Consider the following 21,507-nt stretch of genomic DNA (forward strand, 5'->3'; position numbering starts at 1 on the left):
GGCGCCCACGATCTTGCAGGGCCGGCCACAGCGGCGCGCCGGTTGGCAAAGAGCTTGCACTGCGGCAGGCATCCTTGTCTTGGAGCTGTGCCATGTCCGACTTCGCCGACCCCTACGACGCCGAACGCCCGCTGCGCCTGGCCTGCAGCTGCGGACGCGACCACAGTGCTGCCGAGCATGCGGCCGAGGCCGCCGTCGACGCCACGGCCGCCAGCGCTGCGCGCGAGCTGCGCGAGCGCGCGCGCCGGCCCGACGTGCAGGCCCGCTCCAACGCCTTCGTCGAGGCGGCGCTGGTCAAGGCGCTGTTCCCGCACGACGCCCTGCGCCGGCGCTTCATCCGCGCCGTGGGCCGCGGCACGGCCATGGCCGCCATCGGCAGCGTGCTGCCCATCGCCAGCCTGCAGGCCATGGCCCAGGAGAAGGGCGCGCTGGAGAAGAAGGACCTCAAGATCGGCTTCATCCCGATCACCTGCGCCACGCCGCTGATCATGGCCCACCCGCTGGGCTTCTACCAGAAGCAGGGCCTCAACGTGGAGGTGGTCAAGACGGCGGGTTGGGCCCTGATCCGCGACAAGATGCTCAACAAGGAGTACGACGCCACGCACTTCCTCTCCCCCATGCCGCTGGCCATTTCGCTGGGCGTGGGCAGCCAGGCCACGCCCATGAACGTGGCCACCATCCAGAACACCAACGGCCAGGCCATCACGCTGGCCAACAAGCACAAGGACAAACGCGACCCCAAGCTCTGGAAGGGCTTCAAGTTCGCCGTGCCCTTCGAGTTCAGCATGCACAACTTCCTGTTGCGCTACTACGTGGCCGAGCATGGGCTGAACCCGGACACCGACATCCAGATCCGCGTGGTGCCGCCGCCCGAGATGGTGGCCAACCTGCGCGCCGGCAACATCGACGGCTACCTGGGCCCGGACCCGTTCAACCAGCGTGCGGTGTTCGAGGAGATCGGCTTCCTGCACCTGCTGACCCGGGACCTGTGGGACGGTCACCCCTGCTGCGCCTTCGGCACCAGCACGGCCTTCATCCAGCAGAACCCCAACACCTTCGCCGCCCTCTACCGCGCCGTGCTCACCGCATCCGCCATGGCGCGCGAGGCCAAGAACCGCGAACTCATCGCCAAGGTCATCGCGCCGGCCCAGTACCTGAACCAGCCCGAGACCGTGCTGGCGCAGGTGCTGACCGGCCGTTTCGCCGACGGCCTCGGCAAGATCCAGACCGTGCCCAACCGCGCCGACTTCGACCCCATCCCCTGGCAGAGCATGGCGGTCTGGATGCTCACGCAGATGCAGCGCTGGGGCTACATCAAGGGCGAGGTGGACTACAAGCAGATCGCCGAGCGCGTGTTCCTGCTGACCGACGCGAAGAAGCAGATGGCGGCGCTGGACCAGAAGACGCCCGAGGGCGCCTACCCGAAGTTCAAGATCATGGGCAGGGAGTTCGACGCGGACAAGGCCGCGGCCTATGCCAAGAGCTTCGCGATCGGCAAGGCATGAGCAGCCTGAACCTGCGGGCCGCGTTGCTGTCTGTGCTGATCTTCCTGGCCTTGCTGGGCATCTGGCACCTGGCGACCACGGGCGGCACCGCCGCCGGCAGCACGGCCGGCATGACGGCCGAGGAGATCGAGTACGCCAGGCTGACCGGCAAGGACCCCGGCGCGGCACGCAGCGGCGGCTTTCCCACGCTGGCGCAGATGGGCGCCACGGTCTGGGGCCACCTGTCCAACCCGTTCTACGACAACGGGCCCAACGACAAGGGCATCGCGATCCAACTGGGCCACTCGCTCGGCCGCGTGGCATTGGGCTTCCTGCTGGCCTGTGCGGTGGCGATTCCGCTGGGCTTCGTGATCGGCATGTCGCCACTGGTCTACCGCGCGCTCGACCCGTTCATCCAGGTGCTCAAGCCCATCAGCCCGCTGGCCTGGATGCCGCTGGCGCTCTACACCATCAAGGACTCGGCCATCAGCGGCATCTTCGTGATCTTCATCTGCTCGGTCTGGCCGATGCTGGTCAACACCGCGTTCGGCGTGGCTTCGGTGCGGCGCGACTGGCTCAACGTGGCCAGCACGCTGGAGGTGCGGCCGCTGCGCAAGGCCTTCCAGGTGGTCCTGCCGGCGGCGGCGCCCACCATCCTCACCGGCATGCGCATCAGCATGGGCATCGCCTGGCTCGTGATCGTGGCGGCCGAGATGCTCGTGGGCGGCACCGGCATCGGCTACTTCGTCTGGAACGAGTGGAACAACCTGTCGCTGACCAACGTGATCTTCGCCATCCTCCTGATCGGCGTGGTCGGCATGCTGCTGGACCTGGCGTTCGGCCGGTTGCAGAAGGCGGTGACCTATGTGGAGTGAGGTGCCAGCGCGCGCTGCGGCGCTGCGGGCCGACGAACGAAAGGCCCCGGCCGTGGACGCTTTCCTGAAGATCGAGGGCCTGGCGAAGGCCTTCGTACCGGCGCGGCCGGTGTTCGCCGACGTGTCGTTCGCGCTCGCGCGCGGCGAATTCGTCTGCATCATCGGCCACAGCGGCTGCGGCAAGACCACCATCCTGAACGTGCTGGCCGGGCTGGACCGCGCCAGCGCCGGCCATGTGTTCATGGACGGACGCGAACTCGTGGGCCCCAGCCTGGAGCGCGGCGTGGTGTTCCAAAGCCATGCGCTGATGCCCTGGCTCACGGTGCGCCAGAACATTGCCTTTGCGGTCAAGTCGCGCTGGCCCGGGTGGACGCGCAACCAGGTCGACGCCCATGTGCAGAAGTTCGTCGCCATGGTCGGCCTGCTGCCGGCCATCGACAGGAAGCCGAGCCAGCTGTCTGGCGGCATGAAGCAGCGCGTGGGCATCGCGCGCGCCTTCTCCATCCAGCCCAAGATGCTGCTGCTGGACGAGCCCTTCGGCGCGCTGGACGCGCTCACGCGCGGCAGCATCCAGGACGAACTGCTGGCCATCGTGCGGCAGACCCAGCAGACCGTCTTCATGATCACGCACGACGTGGACGAGGCCATCCTGCTGGCCGACCGCATCCTGCTGATGCACAACGGTGCCGACACACCCGGCGGCTACAAGCCCGGCGGCATCGCCGAGGTGGTGGCGAACCCGCTGCCGCGCGAGCGCACGCGCGCAGGCCTGCACCACCTGGACGGCTACTACGACCTGCGCAACCACATCGTCGATTTCCTCGTCACCCGCGCCCTGGCGCACTGAGTTTTCACAGCACGGAGCACACCCGCAATGAACCGCCTCGAAGTCACCGAAAAAATCATCACCGCCAAGGTCGCCAAAGGCATCCAATGGGCCGACGTGGCCAAGAAGGTCGGCCAGTCCAAGGAATGGACCACGGCGCTGTGCCTGGGGCAGATGACGGCCACGGCCGAGCAGGCCAAGGCGGTCGGCAAGATCTTCGGCCTCACGGCCGAGGAGCAGAAGTGGCTGCAGGTCGTGCCGTACAAGGGCTCGCTGCCCACGGCCGTGCCGACCGATCCGCTGATCTACCGCTGGTACGAGATCGTCAACGTCTACGGCACCACCATCAAGGAGCTGATCCACGAGGAATTCGGCGACGGCATCATGAGCGCCATCGATTTCTCCATGGACATCGTGCGCCAGCCCGACCCCAAGGGCGACCGCGTCAACGTCGTGCTATCTGGCAAGTTCCTGCCGTACAAGACCTACTAGAAGAGGTGTTGCTGCCATCAGACTTGTAAATGAAATGTTGCAATTACGCCGCAAAGCTCGGTTATCGTGTAGCACTTCTGTGCAAGACCCCCCTGGTTTCGGCACAGAAGAAGAGCCGTTTCAATCACCCAGAGATCTGGAAAGACAGCAATGAAAAAAGTAGTTCTCACGCTCGGCGTGGCCTTGGCGCAAATGTTCGCCGTCGGTGCTTTCGCACAAGGTGAGGCTGGCACCTCCAAGGCTCCGCCGCCCGCCCAAAAGGCTTCGCCCGAGGAGCGCGCCGCTGCGCGCGCCGAGCGCAAGGCCGAGGGCGCCGCTGCAATCAAGGATCAACCCCCTGGTGAAGTGGGGAGCGTGAAGAAGGCGGCACCGCGGACCAAGGTGTCGGCCGAGGAGAAGGCGGCCGCGCGCGCCAAGCGCAAGGCCGAAGGCGCCGCGGCGATCAAGCAGGCGCCTCCCGGCGAAGTCGGCCCCACCAAGTAAGGGGCGCGCCGGGCGGCACCGGCCGCCCGGGCCTGAACACCGGCACAGCCGCGCCCGCCGTGCGGGGCGCCGGCTTCCTGCGCGCCCATGCGCACGCGGATGGGCTGGCTTGGCGGGTCCTTGGATACGATGGATGTTCGCGGTGCCGGCGCAGTCCGGCGGCGCGAGCTTTGCAACTTCCAGAGACCTGAAAGCCAGCCATGAAGAAAACCATGTTCTCCCTCGGCATCGCCGTGGCCCAGATGTTCGCCGTGGGCGCCTTCGCGCAGGGCGAAGTGGGCGGTGTGAAGAAGCCGCCGTCGGCCACGCCGGCCTCGCCGCAGGAAAGGGCCGCCGCCAGGGCCGAGCGCAGGGTCGAGGGCGCCGAAGCCGTGAAGCAGAACAGCGACGGCGAGGTCGGTCGCGCGAAGGCGCCGCCGCCTGTGGTCAAGGCCACTCCCGAGGAAAAAGCCGCCGCGCGCGCCAAGCGCCGGGCCGACGGCACCGAGGCCATCAAGAAGCAGCCCCCCGGCGAGGTCGGTCCGGCCCAGTGAGCGGGGGCTGTACGCACGCCGGCAGCGCAGGCGCTGCCTGCGGCCTTTCCTGAGCGATCAGTTCTTGTAGCTCGGGTCGATCCGGTCCAGCTTGCGCAGCAGCGCGGGCCAGACGAAGCGCCCGCCCAGGCCGCCGGTCTGCACACGCGAGGCATGGCCCACGCCATCGACGATGGCCGGGTCCACCGACACCAGTTCAGCGCCGCCGGCCTGCGCGGCGATCTGGATCTGGCAGGTGTTCTCGAAGGTGTACATGGCCAGGAAGGCATCGGCGATGCTCGCGCCCACGGTCAGCAGGCCGTGGTTGCGCAGCATCAGGAAGTTGGCCGTGCCCAGGTCGGCCTGCAGCCGCGCCTTCTCGTCGTCGCGGATCGCCACACCTTCATAGTCGTGGTAAGCCAATGAGGCCAGCACGAAGGTCGATTGCTGGCTGATCGGCAGCACGCCACCCTTTTGCGCGCTGACCGCGATGCCGGCGCGCGTGTGCGTGTGCAGCACGCACTGGGCGTCGTCGCGCACGGCGTGGATCGCGCTGTGGATCACGAAGCCGGCTGGGTTCACGGGGTAGGGCGATTCGATCAGCTTGTTGCAGGCCTGGTCCACCTTCACGAGGCTGGAGGCCGTGATCTCGTCGAACATCAGGCCGTAGGGGTTGATCAAGAAGTGGTGCTCGGGCCCGGGGATGCGGGCGCTGATGTGCGTGAACACCAGGTCGCTCCAGCCGTACAGCGCTACCAGGCGGTAGCAGGCGGCCAGGTCGGTGCGCAGCTGCCATTCCTCGGCACTGACATGGGCGCGCAGGTCTTGGGGGGCGTTCATCGTGGCGTCTCCAGGTGGTGGGAAGACGCCACTGTAGGTGCTGGCGCGGCCGCCCGTTGTCCGGCGGCGGACAAGGCCGCGCGGCCGGCGGCTCAGGCGCTGACGGCTTCGGCAGCCGGCGCGGTCACCAGCGCGGCGGCGATGTCGGCCTCGCCCTGGCGCAGCGCGGCGGCGCGCTGCTCGGGGCCGTAGGCCACGCCCTCGGCACGCACGAAGCGCACGTCGGTGATGCCGAAGAAGCCGAACACGGTCTGCAGGTAGCTCTCCTGGTGTTCCAGTGCGCGGCCCTGCTCGCTGGTCGAGTAGATGCCGCCGCGGCCCGAGACCACGATCACGGTCTTGCCCTTGGCCAGGCCTTCGGGGCCGGCCGCGGTGTAGCGGAAGGCGCGGCCCGGCACGGCCAGGCGGTCGATCCAGGCCTTGAGCTGGGTCGGGATCGAGAAGTTGTACAGCGGTGCGCCGACCACGATGACATCCGACGCCAGGAACTGCGCCAGGTAGCGTTCGGTCACGAGGTTCTCGGCGCGTTGCGCCGCGCTGACCTGGCTCAGGTCCAGGCCGAGCTTGAAGCTCAGGGCATCGGCGCCGAAGTGAGCAGGTGCTTCGGCGGCCAGGTCCAGGTACTGCACCTGGGTGCCGGGATGGGCGGCGCGCCAGGCGGCAACGGTGCTGGCGGTCAGCTGGCGGGTGACGGAGGCGTCGCCGAGGACGCTGGAGTCGACGTGCAGGATGTTCATGGCAGGGCTTTCAAAGGTTGGATGCGATGGATTGATTGTGCTGGTGGATGTAGTCGTCGATAAGATGGCTGGATTGAAATTGATCGTCCTATTGTTGGAAACAATCGCACCATGCAAGACCTCAACGACATGCTGTTCTTCGCCGAAGTCGCCGAGCGCGGCAGCTTCGCCGCCGCGGGCCGCGCGCTGGGCCTGCCCAAATCGCGGTTGTCACGCCGCGTGGCCGAGCTGGAAGACCGGCTGGGCGTGCGCCTGCTGCACCGCAGCACGCGCAAGCTCTCACTGACCGAGGTCGGCACGCTCTACCTGCGCCATTGCCTGGCCATGCGCAGCGAGGCGCTGGCCGCCAGCGAGGTGGTGCAGCGCCTGTCGGTGGCGCCGCGCGGCACGGTGCGCGTGACCTGCCCGGTCACGCTGGCGCAGTCGGTGGTCGGCGCGCTGATGCCAGGGTTCCTTTTGGCCCATCCGCAGGTGCGCGTGGAGATGGAGGTCAGCAACCGCGTGGTCGATCCGGTGGAGGAGGGCGTGGACGTGGCCTTGCGCGTGCGCCTCAGTGTGCAGGACAGTGCCAGCCTGGTCGTCAAGCAGTTGGGTCGCTCGCAGTCGGTCCTCGTGGCCAGCCCCGCGCTGCTGGCGCGCCAGGGCCGGCCGTTGCGGCCGCAGGACCTGCAGCAGCTCGACTCCATGGCCATGTCGGCGCTCGACGGGCGGGCTGGCGTCAAGCTGCAAGGGCCCGATGGCGCCGAGTTTCTGTGGCAACACCACCCGCGCTACGTGGCCGACGACCTGGAGACCTTGCTGCGCGCCGCCATCGACGGCGTGGGCGTGGCGTTGCTGCCGGGCTACATGTGTCGCGAGGCACTGAATGCGAACCGGCTGGTCGAAGTGCTCGAAGGCTGGTCGCCGCCGCCGGGCATCGCCCATGCGGTGTTCACGTCGCGGCGCGGCCTGGTGCCGGCCGTGCGGGCCTTCCTGGACCATCTGGAGACGGGAGACTTCCACTGAGCCCGTTGCATTCGCTCACGCCTTATAAGTTTTCGGATGAAAGCAAAGAGAAAAACAATAGTTTGCGCATAGCGAAGCGGTCTTGACAATGCGGCATCTGCTCAGGGATTCCGTCATGACCACCAAGTTCTTCTCAGGCCGCACGGCCCGCTTCGTCCTGGCCGCCGCGCTGTTCGCCGCCGCCACCGCCGCCTCGGCCCAGACCCAGACGCTGCTGAACGTCTCCTACGACGTGGCGCGCGAGTTCTACAAGGACATCAACGCCGCCTTCGTGCCCTACTACAAGAAGACCACGGGCAAGGACATCAAGGTCGACCAGGCCCACGGCGGCTCCAGCGCCCAGGCGCGCGCCGTCAACGACGGCCTGGACGCCGACGTGGTGACCTTCAACACCACCACCGACATCGAATTCCTGGCTGGCAACGGCATCGTCGCCAAGGACTGGGCCAAGCGCTTTCCCAACGACGCCTCGCCGACCACCTCGACCATGCTGTTCCTGGTGCGCAACGGCAACCCCAAGGGCATCAAGGACTGGGACGACCTCATCAAGCCCGGCGTGCAGGTCGTGGTCGTGAACCCCAAGACCGGCGGCAACGGCCGCTACGCGTATCTCGCGGCCTGGGGCTATGTGCGCGAGAACGGAGGCACCGACGCGCAGGCGGCCGAGTTCGTCAAGAAGCTCTACGCCAATGTGCCCGTGCTGGGCAAGGGCGGCCGCGACGCGACCAGTATCTTCCTGCAACGCAACACCGGCGACGTGCTGATCACCTTCGAATCCGAAGTCATCTCGGTCGAGCGCGAATTCGGCAAGGGCAAGGTCGACGCGATCCACCCGTCCACCAGCATCGTGGCCGAGAACCCGGTGGCCGTGGTCGAGCGCACCGTGGCCAAGAAGGGCACGGGCGACGCGGCCAAGGCCTACCTGAACTTCCTGTACACCGACGAAGCCCAGGAGATCGCCGCCCAGCATGCGCTGCGCCCGCGTTCGGCCGCCGTGCTCAAGAAGCACGCGGATCTGTTCAAGCCGATCAAGCAGTACACCGTGGCCAAGTACTTCGGTTCGCTGGGCGAGGCGCAGAAGGTGCACTTCAACGACGGTGGCCAGTTCGACAAGCTCTACACCGTCAAGTAAGCGATGAGCGCCACGACCTCCACCGCGGCGCTGGCCGGGCCCGCGCCCGGGGCGGCCGTGCCGCGCCGAAAAGGCGGCAAACGCGTGCTGCCCGGCTTCAACATCACGCTGGGCTACACGCTGCTGTACCTGAGCCTGGTCGTGCTGATCCCGCTGGCGGCGCTGTTCGCCAAGACGCTCACGCTCACCTGGCCGCAGTTCTGGGAGGCCGTGAGCTCGCCGCGCGTGCTGGCCTCGTACCGGCTGACCTTCGGCGCCTCCTTCCTCGCGGCCTGTGTCAACACCGTGTTCGGCCTGCTCGTGGCCTGGGTGCTGGTGCGCTACGAGTTCTTCGGCAAGAAGATCGTCGACGCGCTGGTGGACCTGCCCTTCGCGCTGCCCACGGCCGTGGCCGGCATCTCGCTCACGGCGCTGCTGGCAGGCAACGGCTGGGTCGGCCAGTACCTGGAGCCGCTGGGCATCAAGCTCGCGTTCACGCCCAACGGCGTGGTCATCGCGCTGATCTTCATCGGCCTGCCCTTCGTGGTGCGCACCGTGCAGCCCGTGCTCGAAGACACCGAGAAGGAGCTCGAAGAGGCCGCCATGTGCCTGGGCGCCACGCGCCTGCAGACCTTCACCAAGGTGATCTTTCCGGCCATCGCGCCGGCCCTCCTGACCGGCTTCGCCATGGCCTTCGCACGCGCGATCGGCGAATACGGCTCGGTCATCTTCATCGCCGGCAACATGCCCATGGTGTCCGAAATCACGCCGCTGATCATCATCGGCAAGCTCGAGCAGTACGACTACGCCGGCGCGACCGCCGTGGCGGTGGTGATGCTGCTGTTCTCGTTCGTCATGCTGCTGGTCATCAACGGCCTGCAGGCCTGGCAGCGCAAGCGTTCGGGAGGCGTCTGAGATGGCCGCCATCGACGTCACGCGCCGGCAGATCACGACCACCGAGACCCCCTGGGTCCGGCGCACGCTGATCGGCATCGCGCTGCTGTTCCTCGCGCTGTTTCTGGCGCTGCCGCTCGCGGCGGTGTTCACCGAGGCGCTGCGCAAGGGGCTGGATGCTTATCTGGAGGCGCTCAAGGAGCCCGATGCCTGGGCCGCGATCCGGCTCACGCTGATCACGGCGGCCATCGCCGTGCCGCTGAACCTGGTGTTCGGCGTCTGCGCGGCCTGGTGCATTGCCAAGTACGAGTTCCGCGGCAAGGCCTTCCTGACCACGCTGGTGGACCTGCCGTTCTCGGTCTCGCCGGTCGTCGCCGGCCTGATCTACGTGCTGGTGTTCGGCGCCAACGGCTGGTTCGGGCCCTGGCTGGCCGAGCACAACGTCAAGATCATCTTCGCGATCCCCGGCATCGTGCTGGCCACGGTGTTCGTGACCTTTCCGTTCATCGCGCGCGAGCTGATCCCGCTCATGCAGGCGCAGGGCAACGAGGAGGAGCAGGCCGCCATCGTGCTGGGCGCCACCGGCTGGCAGACCTTCTGGCATGTGACGCTGCCCAACATCAAGTGGGGCCTGCTGTACGGCGTGATCCTGTGCAATGCGCGCGCCATGGGCGAGTTCGGTGCGGTGTCGGTGGTTTCGGGCCACATCCGCGGCCAGACCAACACCATGCCGCTGCATGTGGAGATCCTCTACAACGAGTACCAGAGCGTGGCCGCCTTCGCCGTGGCCTCGCTGCTGGCCCTGCTGGCGCTGGTCACGCTGGCGATCAAGAGCTGGGTCGAATGGCGGCACGAGCGCGAGCGCAAGGCCGCCGCCGACCTACCGCTCGAGCGTCCCGCCGCGGCAACCTGAGAGACACCATGAGCATCGAAATCCGCAACGTCAGCAAGCAGTTCGGCGACTTCCGCGCACTCAACAACGTGAGCCTGGACATCGCGTCCGGCGAGCTTGTCGCGTTGCTGGGTCCCTCGGGCTGCGGCAAGACCACGCTCCTGCGCATCATCGCCGGGCTGGAGAGCGGCGACGCCGGCAGCATCCTGTTCGCGGGCGAGGACACCACCGACGTGCACGTGCGCGAGCGCCAGGTCGGCTTCGTGTTCCAGCACTACGCGCTGTTCCGCCACATGACGGTGTTCGACAACGTGGCCTTCGGCCTGCGCATGAAGCCGCGCGGCCAGCGCCCCTCGGAAGCGCAGATCAAGAGCAAGGTGCACGAGCTCTTGGGCCTGGTCCAGCTGGACTGGCTGGCCGACCGCTTTCCTGCGCAGCTGTCGGGCGGGCAGCGCCAGCGCATCGCGCTGGCGCGCGCGCTGGCCGTGGAGCCCAAGGTGCTGCTGCTCGACGAACCCTTCGGCGCGCTCGACGCCAAGGTGCGCAAGGAGCTGCGCCGCTGGCTGCGCCGCCTGCACGACGACCTGCACGTGACCAGCATCTTCGTGACGCACGACCAGGAAGAGGCGCTCGAAGTGGCCGACCGCGTGGTCGTTATGAACAAGGGCCAGATCGAGCAGATCGGCACGCCGCAGCAGGTCTGGGAGCACCCGGCCAGCCCCTTCGTCTACGGCTTCCTGGGCGACGTGAACCTGTTCCACGGCCGCGCGCACGAGGGCGAACTGCTGGTGCAGGGCCTGAAGATCGACGCGCCCGAGCATGCCGCGGCCAGCGACGCCAAGGCCTTCGCCTATGTGCGCCCGCACGACCTGGAGGTCGAGCGCTACTCGCCGGGCGCCACGGGCATCGTGGCCCAGCTCACGCGCGCGCTGGTGGTCGGCCCGATCGCGCGGCTGGAGCTCACGCCGCTGGACACCGAGGACGCCAGGGGCGAGCAGATCATCGAGGCCCAGCTGACCGCCGAGGAGTTCAACGCGCGTGGCTTCCGCGAGGGCGAGACCCTGGTCGTCACGCCGCGCCGTGCCAAGGTCTTCGTCGACCACGGCGCAGGCGTGTGATCAGCCCGTGGCGTAGCGCCACAGCAGCGCGAGGCCGGAGCAGAGCACCACAGCGTTGACGATGCGCAGGAACTGCGCACGCGGCAGCGTGAGCGTGATGCGCCGGCCGAGCGCCGTGCCCAGCAGCATGGCCGGCACCAGGGCCAGCGCGAGCCCCAGGGTCTCGCTGCGCGCATACACACCGGCCAGCGCGAACAGCACGACGCGCGTGAGTGTGGACAGCCCGATCAGCGTGGACTGTGTCACGCGCATGCGCTCGGCGCTGTCCAGCCGCCCGTTCAGGTAGATCGCATAGAGGAAGCCGCCGCTGCCGAACAGCGCCGAGAACACGCCACCGACCAGGCCGAAGGGCAGGGCTGCGCGCGGCGTGAGCCGCCGGGCCGGCTTGAAGCCGCTCAGCGCATAGAGCGCGTAGCCGACCGCGAACAGGCCCAGCGCGAGCAACAGCGCCTGCGGCTGGCCGCGCAGCAGGATGGCGGCACCGACCAGGCTGCCGATGGCCATCAGCGGCACCAGGCGCCGCAGCTCGGCGAGGTCGGCCGCGCGCCGGTCACGCGCCACGTTCACGCCCGCAGCCGCGCAGTCGAGCAGGGCCAGCAGCGGCACGATGGTGGCCACCGGCACGAAGTGCGCGAGCACGGGGCCCGCCACCAGTGCAGTGCCGAAGCCTGCGAGACCGAACACGACGTAGGCCAGGGCCACGCCCAGGCCCACGGCCAGCAGTGGAAGTGGCGGCAGCGGCAGGCTGGCGGCCAGCGAAGCAAGTGGATCCATGGCGCGCAATCTAGCCGCGCCGGCCCGCGCCGGCCAATACAGCTTGTGGCGCGCGCGTATCTCGAAATCAGATGGGGGAGAAGGCGGCCTGCAGGTCCGTGGCGAAGCGCTGCACGAGGGCCGGCGCGTCGTGGCGCCACAGCGCGAGCACGCCGCTCGTGCAGCCCGGGTCGGTGAGTGGCAGCACGCGCACGCCTTCGGGTGCCAGCACGCCCATGGACGCGGGCACGATGGCGATGCCCAGGCCGCCCTGCACGAGCGCCAGCTGCGCCCACTTGCGCGAGCGCACCGCGGCCGGCTGCGGCGCGAAGCCGTGCGCGCGGCACAGCTCGGCCACGGCATGGCCCAGGCCGCCGCGCTCCGGGTGCGGCGTGGCGACGAAACGCTCGCCGCGCAGCGCGGCCACGCTGACACTGGCCTGGCCTGCCAGCGCATGGCCGGCCGGCACGGCCAGCACCAGGGCTTCTTGGTACAGCGCCGCGTAGTGCAGCGCAGCGCGCCGGCGCAGGATGGGCGCGCGCGCCAGGCCCAGGTCGGCACGGCCCTCGGCGATGTCCAGCGCCTGCTGCTCGGACGAGGCCTGCGCGATCTCGATGGCCACGCCGGGGTGTTGTGCCGTGTGCCGTGCCAGCAGCGCCAGCAGGGCCGGTGTGAACGGCACCGAGCTCGAATGCAGCAGCTGCAGCGTGCCATCGGTACCGCGCTGCGCATGCGTGGCGCGCGCCATCGCATCGGTCAGTGCCCCCAGGATCTTCTGCGCATCGGCGTACAGCGAACGGCCGGCCGGCGTCATCTGCAGGCCGCGCGCGTCGCGGTCGAGCAGCGACACCTGCAGGGCCAGCTCCATCTCGCGCACCTGCCGGCTCAGTGCCGACTGGGCGATGAACAGCCGCTCGGCCGCCAGGCTGAAGCTGCCCGCGTCGACGATCTCCACGAAGTAGCGCAGTTGGCGGTGCGTGAGCATGGCAGGCATGCTGCCATGGAAATCCGGCAGCCCGCGGACGCGCTCAGAACCGGTAAGTCAGATAAGCGAAGGGCACCACCGGGTTGAGCGTGATCCCGCTCTCCGACGTGGCGACCGCATTGCCGTTGGCGTAGGTGGTGAGCTTGGCCTTGGTCTTCATGCGCACATAGGAGACCGACAGCGTGAGGCCAAGGCGGTCGGTGAACGCGTAGGTTGCGCCCAGCGCGAACACGGGGCCGAAGCGGCTGTCGATCTTGGCGCGCGTGTTCGAGGCACCCGCGGGCAGGCCCAGTGCTCCACCCAGCGTGTTCTGCAGTCCGCCGGTCAGCTGCACACCGGAGAAATGCGCGTAGGTCACGCCGAGGCCAGCGGCCAGCCGCCACTTGTCGCTGGGCTGGCCGAAGAAGTACTTGGCCAGCAGCGAGGGGCCATAGAGCCGTGCCGAGCCCAGTTCGCCGATGCCTGCCAGCGAGCCCTCGCCCTGGAGCTTGAGCCGCGGCGGAATGCCGAACACGCCTTCCACGGCCCAGTTGTCGGTCAGGAAGTAATGGACGTTCAGGCCCAGCGTGTCCGCGTAGTCCAGGCTGGAGCCCGAGCCGGGCACCTCGCGTTCCACGGGCGATGTCAGGCGCAGCGGGGTGCTTTTGTCGCGCGGCGCGTAGCGCAGCCAGCCGCCGCCGAGCACGATGTCGCCGGCCTTCTGCGCCCATGCGCCGCTGCATGCGAGAAGGGCCAGCGCCGTGGTGGCGATGGCCCTCAGAACTGTGGGTGGGGTGGAAATCTGCACGTCCTGGTCTCCTGAGTCGGTCAATGCAGGCCAGCATAGGCCTGCGCTGCGCGCCTGTCGACCCGGGGCGCATGCCCCTGCAGTTTGTTACTTCGCCGTGTAGATCTGATCGAAGCTGCCGCCATCGGCGAAATGGGCCTTGTCGGCCTTGGCCCAGCCGCCGAAGGCCTGGTCGATCGTGAACAGGTTCAGCTTGGGGAACTGCGCCGCGTACTTGGTCTTGGCCTTGTCCGACACCGCAGGGCGGTAGAAATGCTTGCCGGCGATGTCCTGGCCCTCTTCGGAGTACAGGAACTTGAGGTATTCCTCCGCCACGGCGCGCGTGCCCTTCCTGTCGACGTTCTTGTCGACCACGGCCACCGCGGGTTCGGCCAGGATGCTCAGCGAGGGCGCGACCACGTCGAACTTGGCGCCGAATTCCTTGTCGAGCAGGTAGGCCTCGTTCTCCCAGGCGATCAGCACGTCGCCCTGCGCGCGCTGCGCGAACGTGATCGTGGAGCCGCGCGCACCGGTGTCCAGCACGGGCACGTTCTTGTACAGCGCGGCCACGAATTCCTTGGCCTTGGCGTCGTTGCCGCCGTTCTTGCGCTTGGCGTATTCCCAGGCCGCCAGGTAGTTCCAGCGCGCGCCGCCCGAGGTCTTGGGGTTGGGCGTGATCACGCTGACGCCGGGCTTGACCAGGTCGTCCCAGTCCTTGATGCCCTTGGGATTGCCCTTGCGTACGGCGAACACGATGGTCGAGGTGTAGGGCGAGGCGTTGTGCGGCAGGCGCTTTTGCCAGTCGGCGGCGAGCCAGCCGCCGTTCTTCACCAGTGCGTCGGTGTCTCCGGCCAGGGCCAGCGTGGCCACGTCGGCGTCCAGGCCGTCGATGATGGAACGGGCTTGCTTGCCCGAGCCGCCATGCGATTGCTTGATGGTCACGTCCTGGCCGGTCTTGGTCTTCCAGTGCGCGGCGAAGGCCTTGTTGTAGTCCACGTACAGCTCGCGCGTGGGGTCGTAGGACACGTTCAGCAGCGTGACCGGAGCCGGCTGGGCTTGGGCGGCCACTGGGGCCAGCGCGGCGCCCAGGGACAGGGCCAGCGTGGCGCTGGAGAGATGGCTCAGGAGACGGCGGCGCGTTTGCATGGGGAACTTTCGCTGGAATCGTTGCAGGTGCCGCGATTCTCAAAGTCCACCCTTCAAACAGGAACGATTGAATTGTCCCTAACTTATTCCTCTGGCGTCTAAAGGACGCGCTCGCCGGCAGACGCGGCGCTGCAGCACGAACGGGCCGCTGCTATCGTCGCCGCATGACCGCATCCACCTCCGCCGGGCCCAGCGCCCGCAAGCTCGCCGCGCTGACGCACAGCAATCCCAAGGCCCGCTTCCAGCTGGCCGGCATCGACCCTTCGGCGAAGCCCTTCTCCAGCGGTGACAAGGCGCAGGACAAGGCTGCCGTGGACGCGCTGGCGCTGGAGATCGACACGCTGCAGAACCTGTTCTACGCCGACAAGCGCTTCAAGCTGCTGGTGGTGCTGCAGGGCATCGACACCAGCGGCAAGGACGGCACGCTGCGCAGCGTGTTCGGCCGCGCCAGTCCCCTGGGCGTGCGTGCCGTCGGCTGGAAGGCGCCGACCGATGAGGAGAAGGCGCACGATGTGCTCTGGCGCATCCACCGCGAGGTGCCGCGCGCGGGCGACATCGTGGTCTTCAACCGCAGCCACTACGAGGATGTGCTGGTGCCCGTCGTGCATGGCTGGATCACGCCCGAGCAGCAACGCCAGCGCTACGCCCACATCAACGACTTCGAGCGCATGCTCTGCGAAACCGGCACCGTGGTCTGCAAGTTCATGCTGCACATCGGCAAGGACGAGCAGCGCGAGCGGCTGCAGGCGCGGCTGGACGACCCGGCCAAGCGCTGGAAATTCCAGCCCGAGGACCTGACCGTGCGCGCGCAATGGGACGACTACCAGCGCGCCTACCAGGACGCCATCGCCGCCACCGGCACGCCCTGGGCGCCCTGGACCATCGTGCCGGCGGACTCCAAGACGCACCGCAACCTGATGATCGCCACGCTGCTCAAGCGCAAGCTGGAAGGCCTGCAGCTGCGCTACCCGCCCGATCCGGCGGACCTGCCGACCGGGAAGATCGTGTGAGTGCTGCCGCCCGCGCGGCGGACGCGGCGCCGGTCGGCTGGCGCACGCGGCTGATCCCGGTCGTCGTCGCCTGCCCGCTGTTCCTGCAGAACCTGGACACCTCGGTCATGGCAACCGCGCTGCCCAGCATCGCGCGCGCGCTCGACGTGCAGCCGCTGCGGTTGAACCTGGCCATCACGGCCTACCTGCTGAGCCTGGCGGTGTTCCTGCCGCTGTCGGGCTGGTGCGCCGAGCGCTTCGGCGCGCGCCGCGTGTTCTGCTGGGCCATCGCGCTGTTCGCGCTCGGCTCGGCGCTGTGCGGCATGGCGCAGACGCTGCACCAGCTGGTGCTGTTCCGCATCCTGCAGGGCATGGGCGGCGCGCTCATGGTGCCGGTGGGCCGGCTGATCCTGCTGCGCAGCGTGCCGCCGGCGCTGATGGTCTCGGCCATGGTCTGGTTCACGGTGCCGCCCACCATCGGGCGCATGCTGGGGCCGCTGTTCGGCGGGGCCATCGTGAGCTTCACGTCCTGGCGCTGGATCTTCTTCGTCAACGTGCCGTTCGGCGTGCTCGGCATCTGGCTGGCACTGCAGTTCCTGCCCGGGCCGCGCCCGGGCGAGCCGGCACCGGCGCCGCCACCCTTCGACAGCATCGGCTTCGGCCTGCTGGCGCTGGGGCTGACCGCGGTGCTGGGCGCCATCGAGTTCGCCGGCAAGGGCCTGGTGCCGGGCTGGCTGGAATGGTTGGCCGGCGGCGCGGGCGTAGGCGCTCTCGGCCTGTATGTGTGGCGCAGCCGGCGCATCGCGGCGCCGCTGATCGACCTCACCATCCTGCGGCACCCGACCTACCGCGCTTCCATCGTCGGCGGCATGCCGCTGCGCATCGCGATCGGCGCCTCGCCCTTCCTGCTGCCGCTCATGATGCAGCTGGGCTTCGGGCTGTCGCCGCTGGCCTCGGGCCTGATCACGGTGGCCACGGCCGTCGGCTCACTGGCCACGCGCGTGGTGGTCACGCGCACCATCGGCTGGCTGGGCTTCAAGCCGCTGCTGCTGGGCACCACGGTGATGACCAGCCTGGCCTATGCGAGCTACAGCCTGTTCACGCCGGCCACGCCGCACCCGCTGATCTTCGTCACGCTGATGCTGGGCGGGCTCGTCAACTCCATGGGCATGGTGGCGCTGCAGACGCTGGGCTACTCGGAGATCCCCAAGCCGCGCATGAGCCACGCGACCACGCTGGCGACCATGGCGCAGCAGCTGTCGCTGTCGCTGGGCGTGCTGTTCGGCGCGGCGCTGCTGGGCCTGGCGGCGCACTGGCGCGGCGGCGATCCGGCGCAGCTGGCGGCGGGCGACTTCGCGCCGGCCTACTGGTGCATCGGCGCCGTGACCATGCTGTCGCTGCTGTGGTTCGTGCGGCTGGACCGCAACGCGGGGGCGGAGCTGCGCGGGCCGGCGGACTGACTAGGGGTAGCGCGACAGGCCCTGCCGGTCCATCACCACCAGGTGGCCGTAGCCACGGCGGATCAGGCCCGCAGCCTCCAGCTCGGTCAGCGCCGTGTTCACGCGCTGGCGCGACACGCCGACCAGCCAGCCCAGCTCCTCCTGGTTGATGCGCAGCGTGGCGTCGGTGTTGGGATACAGCACCGGGTGGAACAGGCCGGAGATGCCGCGTGCCACGCGCGCCGTGGGCTCCAGCAGGCGGTCGAACTTCACCATCGCGATGAACTGCCCGAGCCGCTCGTTCAGGTGCGACAGCATGAAGTGGTTGAAGGGGATGCTGCGCTCCAGCAGCCAGCCGAAGGTCTTGCGTGGCAGGTGCACGGTCACGGTGGGGCGTGTGGCCACGATCTCGTACTTGCGCTCCTCCGGCTTGAGCAAGGAGCCTTCGCCGACCCAGCCGCCCGGCGCGACACCGGTGTACATGATCAGCTTGCCCTCCAGCGTCGTGTCCTGCACGCTGAGGAAGCCCTCCATCACGCCGATCCAACTGTCGGCGATTTCATCGCGCTGGCAGACATGGGAATGTGCGTCATGGCAGCGCATGGTCAGCGCCTCGAAGGCCACGCTGCGTTCGGCCTGCGTGAGCGCGCGCGGCCAGCTGCAGCGTTCGAAGAAGGCGGCGAGTTCGCCAGGTGTCGGCATGGGACAGTGCGCATGCGGCGGTGCCGCGGGTGCGGCACCGCTGGCGCGCGTCAGGGCGCCGTGCAGGTGTAGTTGCTGGCCAGCGCCGCGGCCGCCGCGTTGTTGGCGGGCCCGGTGTAGCGCGGGTACTGCGGGTACTGGCACAGCGGGCGCGTGAGCTGCGTGGCGCCGGCCACGACCTTGCGTGCCGTGAGGGTCGCCGGCGCCGCGTTGTTGCTCACCCAGTTGTCCAGCGCGGCCAGCAGGTCGGTGTCGTCGGCGCCCGGGCCGCCCGCGCAGTGGTTCACGCCGGGGGCGATGTAGTAGCGCGCGAACGCGTCCATCGCGGCCTGGCCGCCCACGGCGGCGGTGGCGGCCTGGTAGTAGGCCGTGGTGGCCTTGTGGCTCAGCGCCGCATCGTTGCCGCCATGCCAGAGGATCAGCTTGGCGTTGCTGTTCTTGAACGGCCGCAGGTCGGCGTTCGTGGCGTCGTTCAGTGCGGCGAGCGCGTAGACCGCGTTGAGGTTGGAATCCCAGGTGTAGGCCAGCGAATCCTGCGTGCGGTCGCGTGCCAGGTAGTTCTTGACGGTCGTGTCCTGGAACAGGTATTGCAGCGCAAATTGCACGTTCGGCGTGCCGCTGACCCAGGTGGCCCAGGCGCCCGGGTCGTCCTCGTTGCCGGTGAGGGCCCAGCCCGCATTGGTGTAGGCGCCGCCAGCCCACGAGGCCGTGGCGGTCCACGACGACACGGCCGCCAGCTGTGCATCGGACAGGCAGGCATTGCCGGTGTCCGCGCCCCCCGCGCAGCGCAGCACGGCGGGGTCGAAGCTGCAGGCCTGCGGATTCGCCACCACGCCATCGACGATGCCGTCGCCGGCATCGCAGGCGTTGCGCACAGCTGCTGCCAGCGTCGCCACCTTGGCCGGGCTGAAGCCGCCGCCGGGTGCGGCCAATGCCTTGGCCGTGCGGTTGAACTGGCCCATGAAGCCGACCCAGTTGTAAGCCGGCGCGCGCGCGATGATGCCGTCGAACAGGTTGGGGTTGCGCTGGGCCGCCATCAGCGCCTCGCGCCCGCCGTTGGAGCAGCCTTCGAAGTAGGCGCGGTCGGGCTGCTTGCCGTAGGCGGCCTGCACCATCTCGCGGGCCGACGACAGCACGGTGGGCACCGACAGCGAGCCGAACAGGTTGGCGGCGTAGGTGTCGTTGAGCGCGAAGTCGGCCGACAGCACGTTGCCCTGGTGCCCGGAGTCGCTGTTGACCGTGGCGTAGCCCTGCGTCAGTGCGTTGAGGTTGGGGCCGGACAGATCGGGGATGGCGCCGTTGTAGCCGCCGCCACCGCCGTAGTAGAGCTTGCCGTTCCACTGCTGCGGCAGGCGCAGTTCCAGGTTGAGCTGCGGCGCGATGGTCGCGTTGACCTTGCAGTACAGCGGGGCCGTGGCGCTGGCGGCCACCGTGGCGGCCGTGCTCACCGTGGCGCCTGCGAGCGTCTTGCCGGCCAGGGCCGCGCACGCCTGCTCGGCCGTGGCCGACGCGTTGCCCGCGCCGTTGTCACCGTGGTCGTCGCTGCCGCCGCAGCCCAGCAAGGCGCCGGCGGCCAGGACGGTGAGCGTGAACCGGGAAAAAGGCAATCCTGCATGGCACTGCATCGCGTCTCCTCTCGTTGGTTGAACTGACGCGGTCAGTGTGTCACGCAGCACCTGGCCTGAATGTCAGCGCAGGAACAATTGGGGCGCGCAATCCTGGGGGTTTTCCCCAGACCGGCAGCGGGCCGGTCAGCCGCCGCCTTCGGCCCTGGCCTTGCGCAGCCGGTAGCCGAACTGGCGCAGTGTGAGCCCCAGGGCCTCGGCGGCGCGCGCCTGCCGGTTGCCGTGCAGCGCGAGCACGCGCTCGAGCTCCTGCAGGGTGTGCGAATGGGCCGGCAGGTAGGGGCGCACCAGCGGGCGCGGCACGCGCAGGCGCAGGCGCTGCCCTGCCAGCGCGGCCAGCAGGCGCAGCAGATCCAGGTCGTCGTCCAGCGTGCGGTCGGGCAGGCGGCTGCGGTGGCAGCTCAGCACACCCACGGTGCGCGCTTCGACCTGGATCGGCAGCGCAAGGAAGGCCTGGCCCTCGTCGGGCAGGTGGTCGCGTGCCACGCTGCGCGCCAGGAAGCGCGGCTCCGCATCGATGTCCTGCACCAGCACGGCCTGGCCGCTGGCCAGCACCAGGCCGGTGACGCCTTCGCCCAGGGCATAGACGCCGCGCGCGATCTCCGCGTCCGTGAGGCCGTGGGCCAGGTGGATGCGGGCCTGCGTGTCGCCCGGCATCACCAGCACGATGCGCCCGCGCTCCAGGCCCAGCAAGGCATCCATCTCGGCCAGCATGGCGCGCAGCAGCGGATCGGGCGTGCCGGCGTCGCCCAGCAGCTGCACCAGCAGGCCGAGCAGTTGCAGTTCCTGCGTGCGCCACTGCGCACCGGTGCGGGGCGGAAAGGGGGACGACGTCGCCATGGTTAGCGGTGTGTGCAATTCGCGTGCCGCGATGGCGGTGCGTGCCGGACTGTTTTGTAACCGCGGTGCGCGTTCGTGTGATTGACTGTTTGTCTGACAATAAGATATGGTCGAGCGAACCAACACAGCGGGAGGCATGCGGATGGATGAACTCGATTTTTCAGGCAAGACCGTGCTCGTGGTCGGCGGCTCCAGCGGCATCGGCAACGGCATCGCCCAGGCGTTCCGGGCCAAGGGCGCCACGGTGCACGTGGCCGGCACGCGCGCCAGCGCGGCCGACTACGCCGACTCGCCCGACTCGCAGCTGAACGGCCTGCACTACCACCGCATCGACGCGGGCAGCACCGAGTCCATCGAATCCTTCGCGCCGCCGTTCGACCGGCTCGACGTGCTGGTGCTGTCGCAGGGCCAGGTGCTCTACAAGCGCCAGGAGTTCAAGACGCCGGCCTTCAAGCAGGTGGTGGACGTGAACATGACCAGCCTCATGACCTTCGCCGAGAAGTTCCACGCCATGCTCAAGGCCAGCCAGGGCTCCATCATCACGATCAGCTCGACGGCGGCCTTCCACGCCGTGCGCGGCAACCCGGCCTATGCGGCATCGAAGGCCGGCGCCTTCGGCCTCACGCGCACGCTGGGCGACGCCTGGGCGCGCGACGGCATCCGCGTCAATGGCATCGCACCGGGCTTCGTGGCCACCAAGATGACGCGCGTGACCACCGACCACCCGCAGCGCAAGGAGACGGCCATGGAGCGCATCCCGCTGGGCCGCTTCGGCACGCCCACCGACATGGCCGGCGTCGCGCTGTTCCTGGCCTCGCCGCTGGCGGCCTACGTGATCGGCCAGACGATTCCCGTCGATGGCGGCCTGACGTTGTGAAACCACCCCGTCTGGACTTCTCGCTGCGTGTAGAAGTCCCATCCCCCTCCAGGGGCGCCGCCAGCGCCCGGGCAGAGCCCGTTGCGCGGCGGCTGTTGGCATGGCCTGCTCCGCGG

At 68.9% G+C, this 21,507-nt stretch carries 23 protein-coding genes; 14 read left to right on the top strand and 9 right to left on the bottom strand.

The window, feature by feature from the left end; translation table 11 throughout:
- Nucleotides 1-92: 92 nt before the first annotated feature.
- The 6 genes from ASF45_RS12305 (at nucleotide 93) to ASF45_RS12330 (ending at nucleotide 4,693) form a co-directional block, all read left to right on the top strand.
- A complete protein-coding gene (locus ASF45_RS12305; protein WP_056662213.1) occupies nucleotides 93-1,505 on the top strand; it encodes a CmpA/NrtA family ABC transporter substrate-binding protein in 1,413 nt (470 codons plus the stop codon).
- Nucleotides 1,502-2,359, top strand: coding sequence for a nitrate ABC transporter permease (gene ntrB / locus ASF45_RS12310; RefSeq protein WP_056662214.1), 858 nt, complete (start codon nucleotides 1,502-1,504; stop codon nucleotides 2,357-2,359). Before ASF45_RS12305 ends, ntrB begins: the two co-directional genes overlap by 4 nt.
- On the top strand, nucleotides 2,349-3,206 hold the full coding sequence (locus ASF45_RS12315; protein ID WP_056662217.1) for an ABC transporter ATP-binding protein: 858 nt from the start codon (nucleotides 2,349-2,351) through the stop codon (nucleotides 3,204-3,206). The genes ntrB and ASF45_RS12315 overlap by 11 nt, the downstream gene beginning before the upstream one ends.
- Before the next feature lie 27 nt (nucleotides 3,207-3,233).
- Nucleotides 3,234-3,677 carry a cyanase gene (cynS, locus tag ASF45_RS12320; RefSeq protein WP_056662220.1) on the top strand — a complete coding sequence of 148 codons (444 nt, stop codon included), beginning with the start codon at nucleotides 3,234-3,236 and terminating at the stop codon, nucleotides 3,675-3,677.
- Nucleotides 3,678-3,827: 150 nt separating this feature from the next.
- On the top strand, nucleotides 3,828-4,160 hold the full coding sequence (locus tag ASF45_RS12325) for a hypothetical protein (protein ID WP_063887654.1): 333 nt from the start codon (nucleotides 3,828-3,830) through the stop codon (nucleotides 4,158-4,160).
- A gap of 200 nt (nucleotides 4,161-4,360) precedes the next feature.
- On the top strand, nucleotides 4,361-4,693 hold the full coding sequence (locus ASF45_RS12330) for a hypothetical protein (protein WP_056662226.1): 333 nt from the start codon (nucleotides 4,361-4,363) through the stop codon (nucleotides 4,691-4,693).
- Between the two features lie 57 nt (nucleotides 4,694-4,750).
- On the opposite strand, the gene ASF45_RS12335 is transcribed toward ASF45_RS12330, so the two are convergent.
- Both ASF45_RS12335 and ASF45_RS12340 read right to left on the bottom strand, forming a co-directional pair.
- On the bottom strand, nucleotides 4,751-5,512 hold the full coding sequence (locus ASF45_RS12335) for a class II aldolase/adducin family protein (protein WP_056662229.1): 762 nt from the start codon (nucleotides 5,510-5,512) through the stop codon (nucleotides 4,751-4,753).
- Between the two features lie 92 nt (nucleotides 5,513-5,604).
- Nucleotides 5,605-6,249, bottom strand: coding sequence for an FMN-dependent NADH-azoreductase (locus ASF45_RS12340; protein ID WP_056662232.1), 645 nt, complete (start codon nucleotides 6,247-6,249; stop codon nucleotides 5,605-5,607).
- Between the two features lie 111 nt (nucleotides 6,250-6,360).
- Here ASF45_RS12340 and ASF45_RS12345 point away from each other — a divergent pair, with 111 nt between their 5' ends.
- The 5 genes from ASF45_RS12345 (at nucleotide 6,361) to ASF45_RS12365 (ending at nucleotide 11,269) form a co-directional block, all read left to right on the top strand.
- Entirely contained in the window at nucleotides 6,361-7,254 is an 894-nt protein-coding gene (locus tag ASF45_RS12345; RefSeq protein ID WP_056662235.1) for a LysR family transcriptional regulator, read from the top strand.
- A 115-nt stretch (nucleotides 7,255-7,369) separates the two neighbouring features.
- Nucleotides 7,370-8,386, top strand: a complete 1,017-nt coding sequence (locus ASF45_RS12350; RefSeq protein ID WP_056662238.1) for a sulfate ABC transporter substrate-binding protein — start codon at nucleotides 7,370-7,372, stop codon at nucleotides 8,384-8,386.
- A gap of 3 nt (nucleotides 8,387-8,389) precedes the next feature.
- Nucleotides 8,390-9,280, top strand: coding sequence for a sulfate ABC transporter permease subunit CysT (gene cysT / locus ASF45_RS12355; protein WP_056662241.1), 891 nt, complete (start codon nucleotides 8,390-8,392; stop codon nucleotides 9,278-9,280).
- Between the two features lies 1 nt (nucleotide 9,281).
- Nucleotides 9,282-10,172, top strand: a complete 891-nt coding sequence (gene cysW, locus ASF45_RS12360; RefSeq protein ID WP_056662243.1) for a sulfate ABC transporter permease subunit CysW — start codon at nucleotides 9,282-9,284, stop codon at nucleotides 10,170-10,172.
- Between the two features lie 8 nt (nucleotides 10,173-10,180).
- Nucleotides 10,181-11,269: a sulfate/molybdate ABC transporter ATP-binding protein gene (locus ASF45_RS12365; RefSeq protein ID WP_056662246.1), complete on the top strand. Its 1,089-nt coding sequence runs from the start codon at nucleotides 10,181-10,183 to the stop codon at nucleotides 11,267-11,269.
- On the opposite strand, the gene ASF45_RS12370 is transcribed toward ASF45_RS12365, so the two are convergent.
- The 4 genes from ASF45_RS12370 to ASF45_RS12385 all read right to left on the bottom strand — a co-directional run bounded on the left by ASF45_RS12370 (nucleotide 11,270) and on the right by ASF45_RS12385 (nucleotide 14,919).
- Complete coding sequence (locus ASF45_RS12370; RefSeq protein WP_056662249.1) at nucleotides 11,270-12,043, bottom strand: sulfite exporter TauE/SafE family protein; 774 nt, start codon at nucleotides 12,041-12,043, stop codon at nucleotides 11,270-11,272. It lies immediately after the preceding gene.
- Nucleotides 12,044-12,110: 67 nt separating this feature from the next.
- A complete protein-coding gene (locus tag ASF45_RS12375; protein ID WP_056663251.1) occupies nucleotides 12,111-13,007 on the bottom strand; it encodes a LysR family transcriptional regulator in 897 nt (298 codons plus the stop codon).
- A gap of 43 nt (nucleotides 13,008-13,050) precedes the next feature.
- A complete protein-coding gene (locus ASF45_RS12380) occupies nucleotides 13,051-13,794 on the bottom strand; it encodes an OmpW family protein (protein WP_235580891.1) in 744 nt (247 codons plus the stop codon).
- An 87-nt stretch (nucleotides 13,795-13,881) separates the two neighbouring features.
- Nucleotides 13,882-14,919, bottom strand: coding sequence for a sulfate ABC transporter substrate-binding protein (locus ASF45_RS12385; protein WP_056662252.1), 1,038 nt, complete (start codon nucleotides 14,917-14,919; stop codon nucleotides 13,882-13,884).
- A gap of 164 nt (nucleotides 14,920-15,083) precedes the next feature.
- Here ASF45_RS12385 and ASF45_RS12390 point away from each other — a divergent pair, with 164 nt between their 5' ends.
- Nucleotides 15,084-15,929 (top strand): PPK2 family polyphosphate kinase, encoded by an 846-nt coding sequence (locus tag ASF45_RS12390; RefSeq protein WP_082550974.1) that lies wholly within the window; start codon nucleotides 15,084-15,086, stop codon nucleotides 15,927-15,929.
- On the top strand, nucleotides 15,926-17,368 hold the full coding sequence (locus ASF45_RS12395; RefSeq protein ID WP_056662254.1) for an MFS transporter: 1,443 nt from the start codon (nucleotides 15,926-15,928) through the stop codon (nucleotides 17,366-17,368). The genes ASF45_RS12390 and ASF45_RS12395 overlap by 4 nt, the downstream gene beginning before the upstream one ends.
- Here the strand turns inward: ASF45_RS12395 and ASF45_RS12400 are convergent, their stop codons facing one another.
- The 3 genes from ASF45_RS12400 to ASF45_RS12410 all read right to left on the bottom strand — a co-directional run bounded on the left by ASF45_RS12400 (nucleotide 17,369) and on the right by ASF45_RS12410 (nucleotide 20,514).
- A complete protein-coding gene (locus tag ASF45_RS12400) occupies nucleotides 17,369-18,049 on the bottom strand; it encodes a Crp/Fnr family transcriptional regulator (protein WP_056662257.1) in 681 nt (226 codons plus the stop codon).
- Between the two features lie 50 nt (nucleotides 18,050-18,099).
- Nucleotides 18,100-19,674, bottom strand: a complete 1,575-nt coding sequence (locus tag ASF45_RS12405; protein WP_056662260.1) for a tannase/feruloyl esterase family alpha/beta hydrolase — start codon at nucleotides 19,672-19,674, stop codon at nucleotides 18,100-18,102.
- A 126-nt stretch (nucleotides 19,675-19,800) separates the two neighbouring features.
- Nucleotides 19,801-20,514 (bottom strand): GAF domain-containing protein, encoded by a 714-nt coding sequence (locus tag ASF45_RS12410; RefSeq protein ID WP_056662264.1) that lies wholly within the window; start codon nucleotides 20,512-20,514, stop codon nucleotides 19,801-19,803.
- A 142-nt stretch (nucleotides 20,515-20,656) separates the two neighbouring features.
- Between ASF45_RS12410 and ASF45_RS12415 the strand changes: the two genes are divergently transcribed.
- The gene (locus tag ASF45_RS12415) at nucleotides 20,657-21,391 is read left to right on the top strand and encodes an SDR family NAD(P)-dependent oxidoreductase (protein WP_056662268.1); all 735 of its coding nucleotides are present in this window, start codon (nucleotides 20,657-20,659) and stop codon (nucleotides 21,389-21,391) included.
- Nucleotides 21,392-21,507 lie beyond the last annotated feature (116 nt).

Origin of the sequence: Pseudorhodoferax sp. Leaf265 (genome assembly GCF_001422365.1) — a bacterium.
GTDB lineage: Bacteria > Pseudomonadota > Gammaproteobacteria > Burkholderiales > Burkholderiaceae_C > Pseudorhodoferax.

Coding starts and splice junctions, on each gene's coding strand:
- ASF45_RS12305 (WP_056662213.1), top strand. CDS start 93: ATGTCCGACTTCGCCGACCCCTACGACGCCGAACGCCCGCTGCGCCTG.
- ntrB (WP_056662214.1), top strand. CDS start 1,502: ATGAGCAGCCTGAACCTGCGGGCCGCGTTGCTGTCTGTGCTGATCTTC.
- ASF45_RS12315 (WP_056662217.1), top strand. CDS start 2,349: ATGTGGAGTGAGGTGCCAGCGCGCGCTGCGGCGCTGCGGGCCGACGAA.
- cynS (WP_056662220.1), top strand. CDS start 3,234: ATGAACCGCCTCGAAGTCACCGAAAAAATCATCACCGCCAAGGTCGCC.
- ASF45_RS12325 (WP_063887654.1), top strand. CDS start 3,828: ATGAAAAAAGTAGTTCTCACGCTCGGCGTGGCCTTGGCGCAAATGTTC.
- ASF45_RS12330 (WP_056662226.1), top strand. CDS start 4,361: ATGAAGAAAACCATGTTCTCCCTCGGCATCGCCGTGGCCCAGATGTTC.
- ASF45_RS12335 (WP_056662229.1), bottom strand. CDS start 5,512: ATGAACGCCCCCCAAGACCTGCGCGCCCATGTCAGTGCCGAGGAATGG.
- ASF45_RS12340 (WP_056662232.1), bottom strand. CDS start 6,249: ATGAACATCCTGCACGTCGACTCCAGCGTCCTCGGCGACGCCTCCGTC.
- ASF45_RS12345 (WP_056662235.1), top strand. CDS start 6,361: ATGCAAGACCTCAACGACATGCTGTTCTTCGCCGAAGTCGCCGAGCGC.
- ASF45_RS12350 (WP_056662238.1), top strand. CDS start 7,370: ATGACCACCAAGTTCTTCTCAGGCCGCACGGCCCGCTTCGTCCTGGCC.
- cysT (WP_056662241.1), top strand. CDS start 8,390: ATGAGCGCCACGACCTCCACCGCGGCGCTGGCCGGGCCCGCGCCCGGG.
- cysW (WP_056662243.1), top strand. CDS start 9,282: ATGGCCGCCATCGACGTCACGCGCCGGCAGATCACGACCACCGAGACC.
- ASF45_RS12365 (WP_056662246.1), top strand. CDS start 10,181: ATGAGCATCGAAATCCGCAACGTCAGCAAGCAGTTCGGCGACTTCCGC.
- ASF45_RS12370 (WP_056662249.1), bottom strand. CDS start 12,043: ATGGATCCACTTGCTTCGCTGGCCGCCAGCCTGCCGCTGCCGCCACTT.
- ASF45_RS12375 (WP_056663251.1), bottom strand. CDS start 13,007: ATGCTCACGCACCGCCAACTGCGCTACTTCGTGGAGATCGTCGACGCG.
- ASF45_RS12385 (WP_056662252.1), bottom strand. CDS start 14,919: ATGCAAACGCGCCGCCGTCTCCTGAGCCATCTCTCCAGCGCCACGCTG.
- ASF45_RS12390 (WP_082550974.1), top strand. CDS start 15,084: ATGACCGCATCCACCTCCGCCGGGCCCAGCGCCCGCAAGCTCGCCGCG.
- ASF45_RS12400 (WP_056662257.1), bottom strand. CDS start 18,049: ATGCCGACACCTGGCGAACTCGCCGCCTTCTTCGAACGCTGCAGCTGG.
- ASF45_RS12405 (WP_056662260.1), bottom strand. CDS start 19,674: ATGCAGTGCCATGCAGGATTGCCTTTTTCCCGGTTCACGCTCACCGTC.
- ASF45_RS12410 (WP_056662264.1), bottom strand. CDS start 20,514: ATGGCGACGTCGTCCCCCTTTCCGCCCCGCACCGGTGCGCAGTGGCGC.
- ASF45_RS12415 (WP_056662268.1), top strand. CDS start 20,657: ATGGATGAACTCGATTTTTCAGGCAAGACCGTGCTCGTGGTCGGCGGC.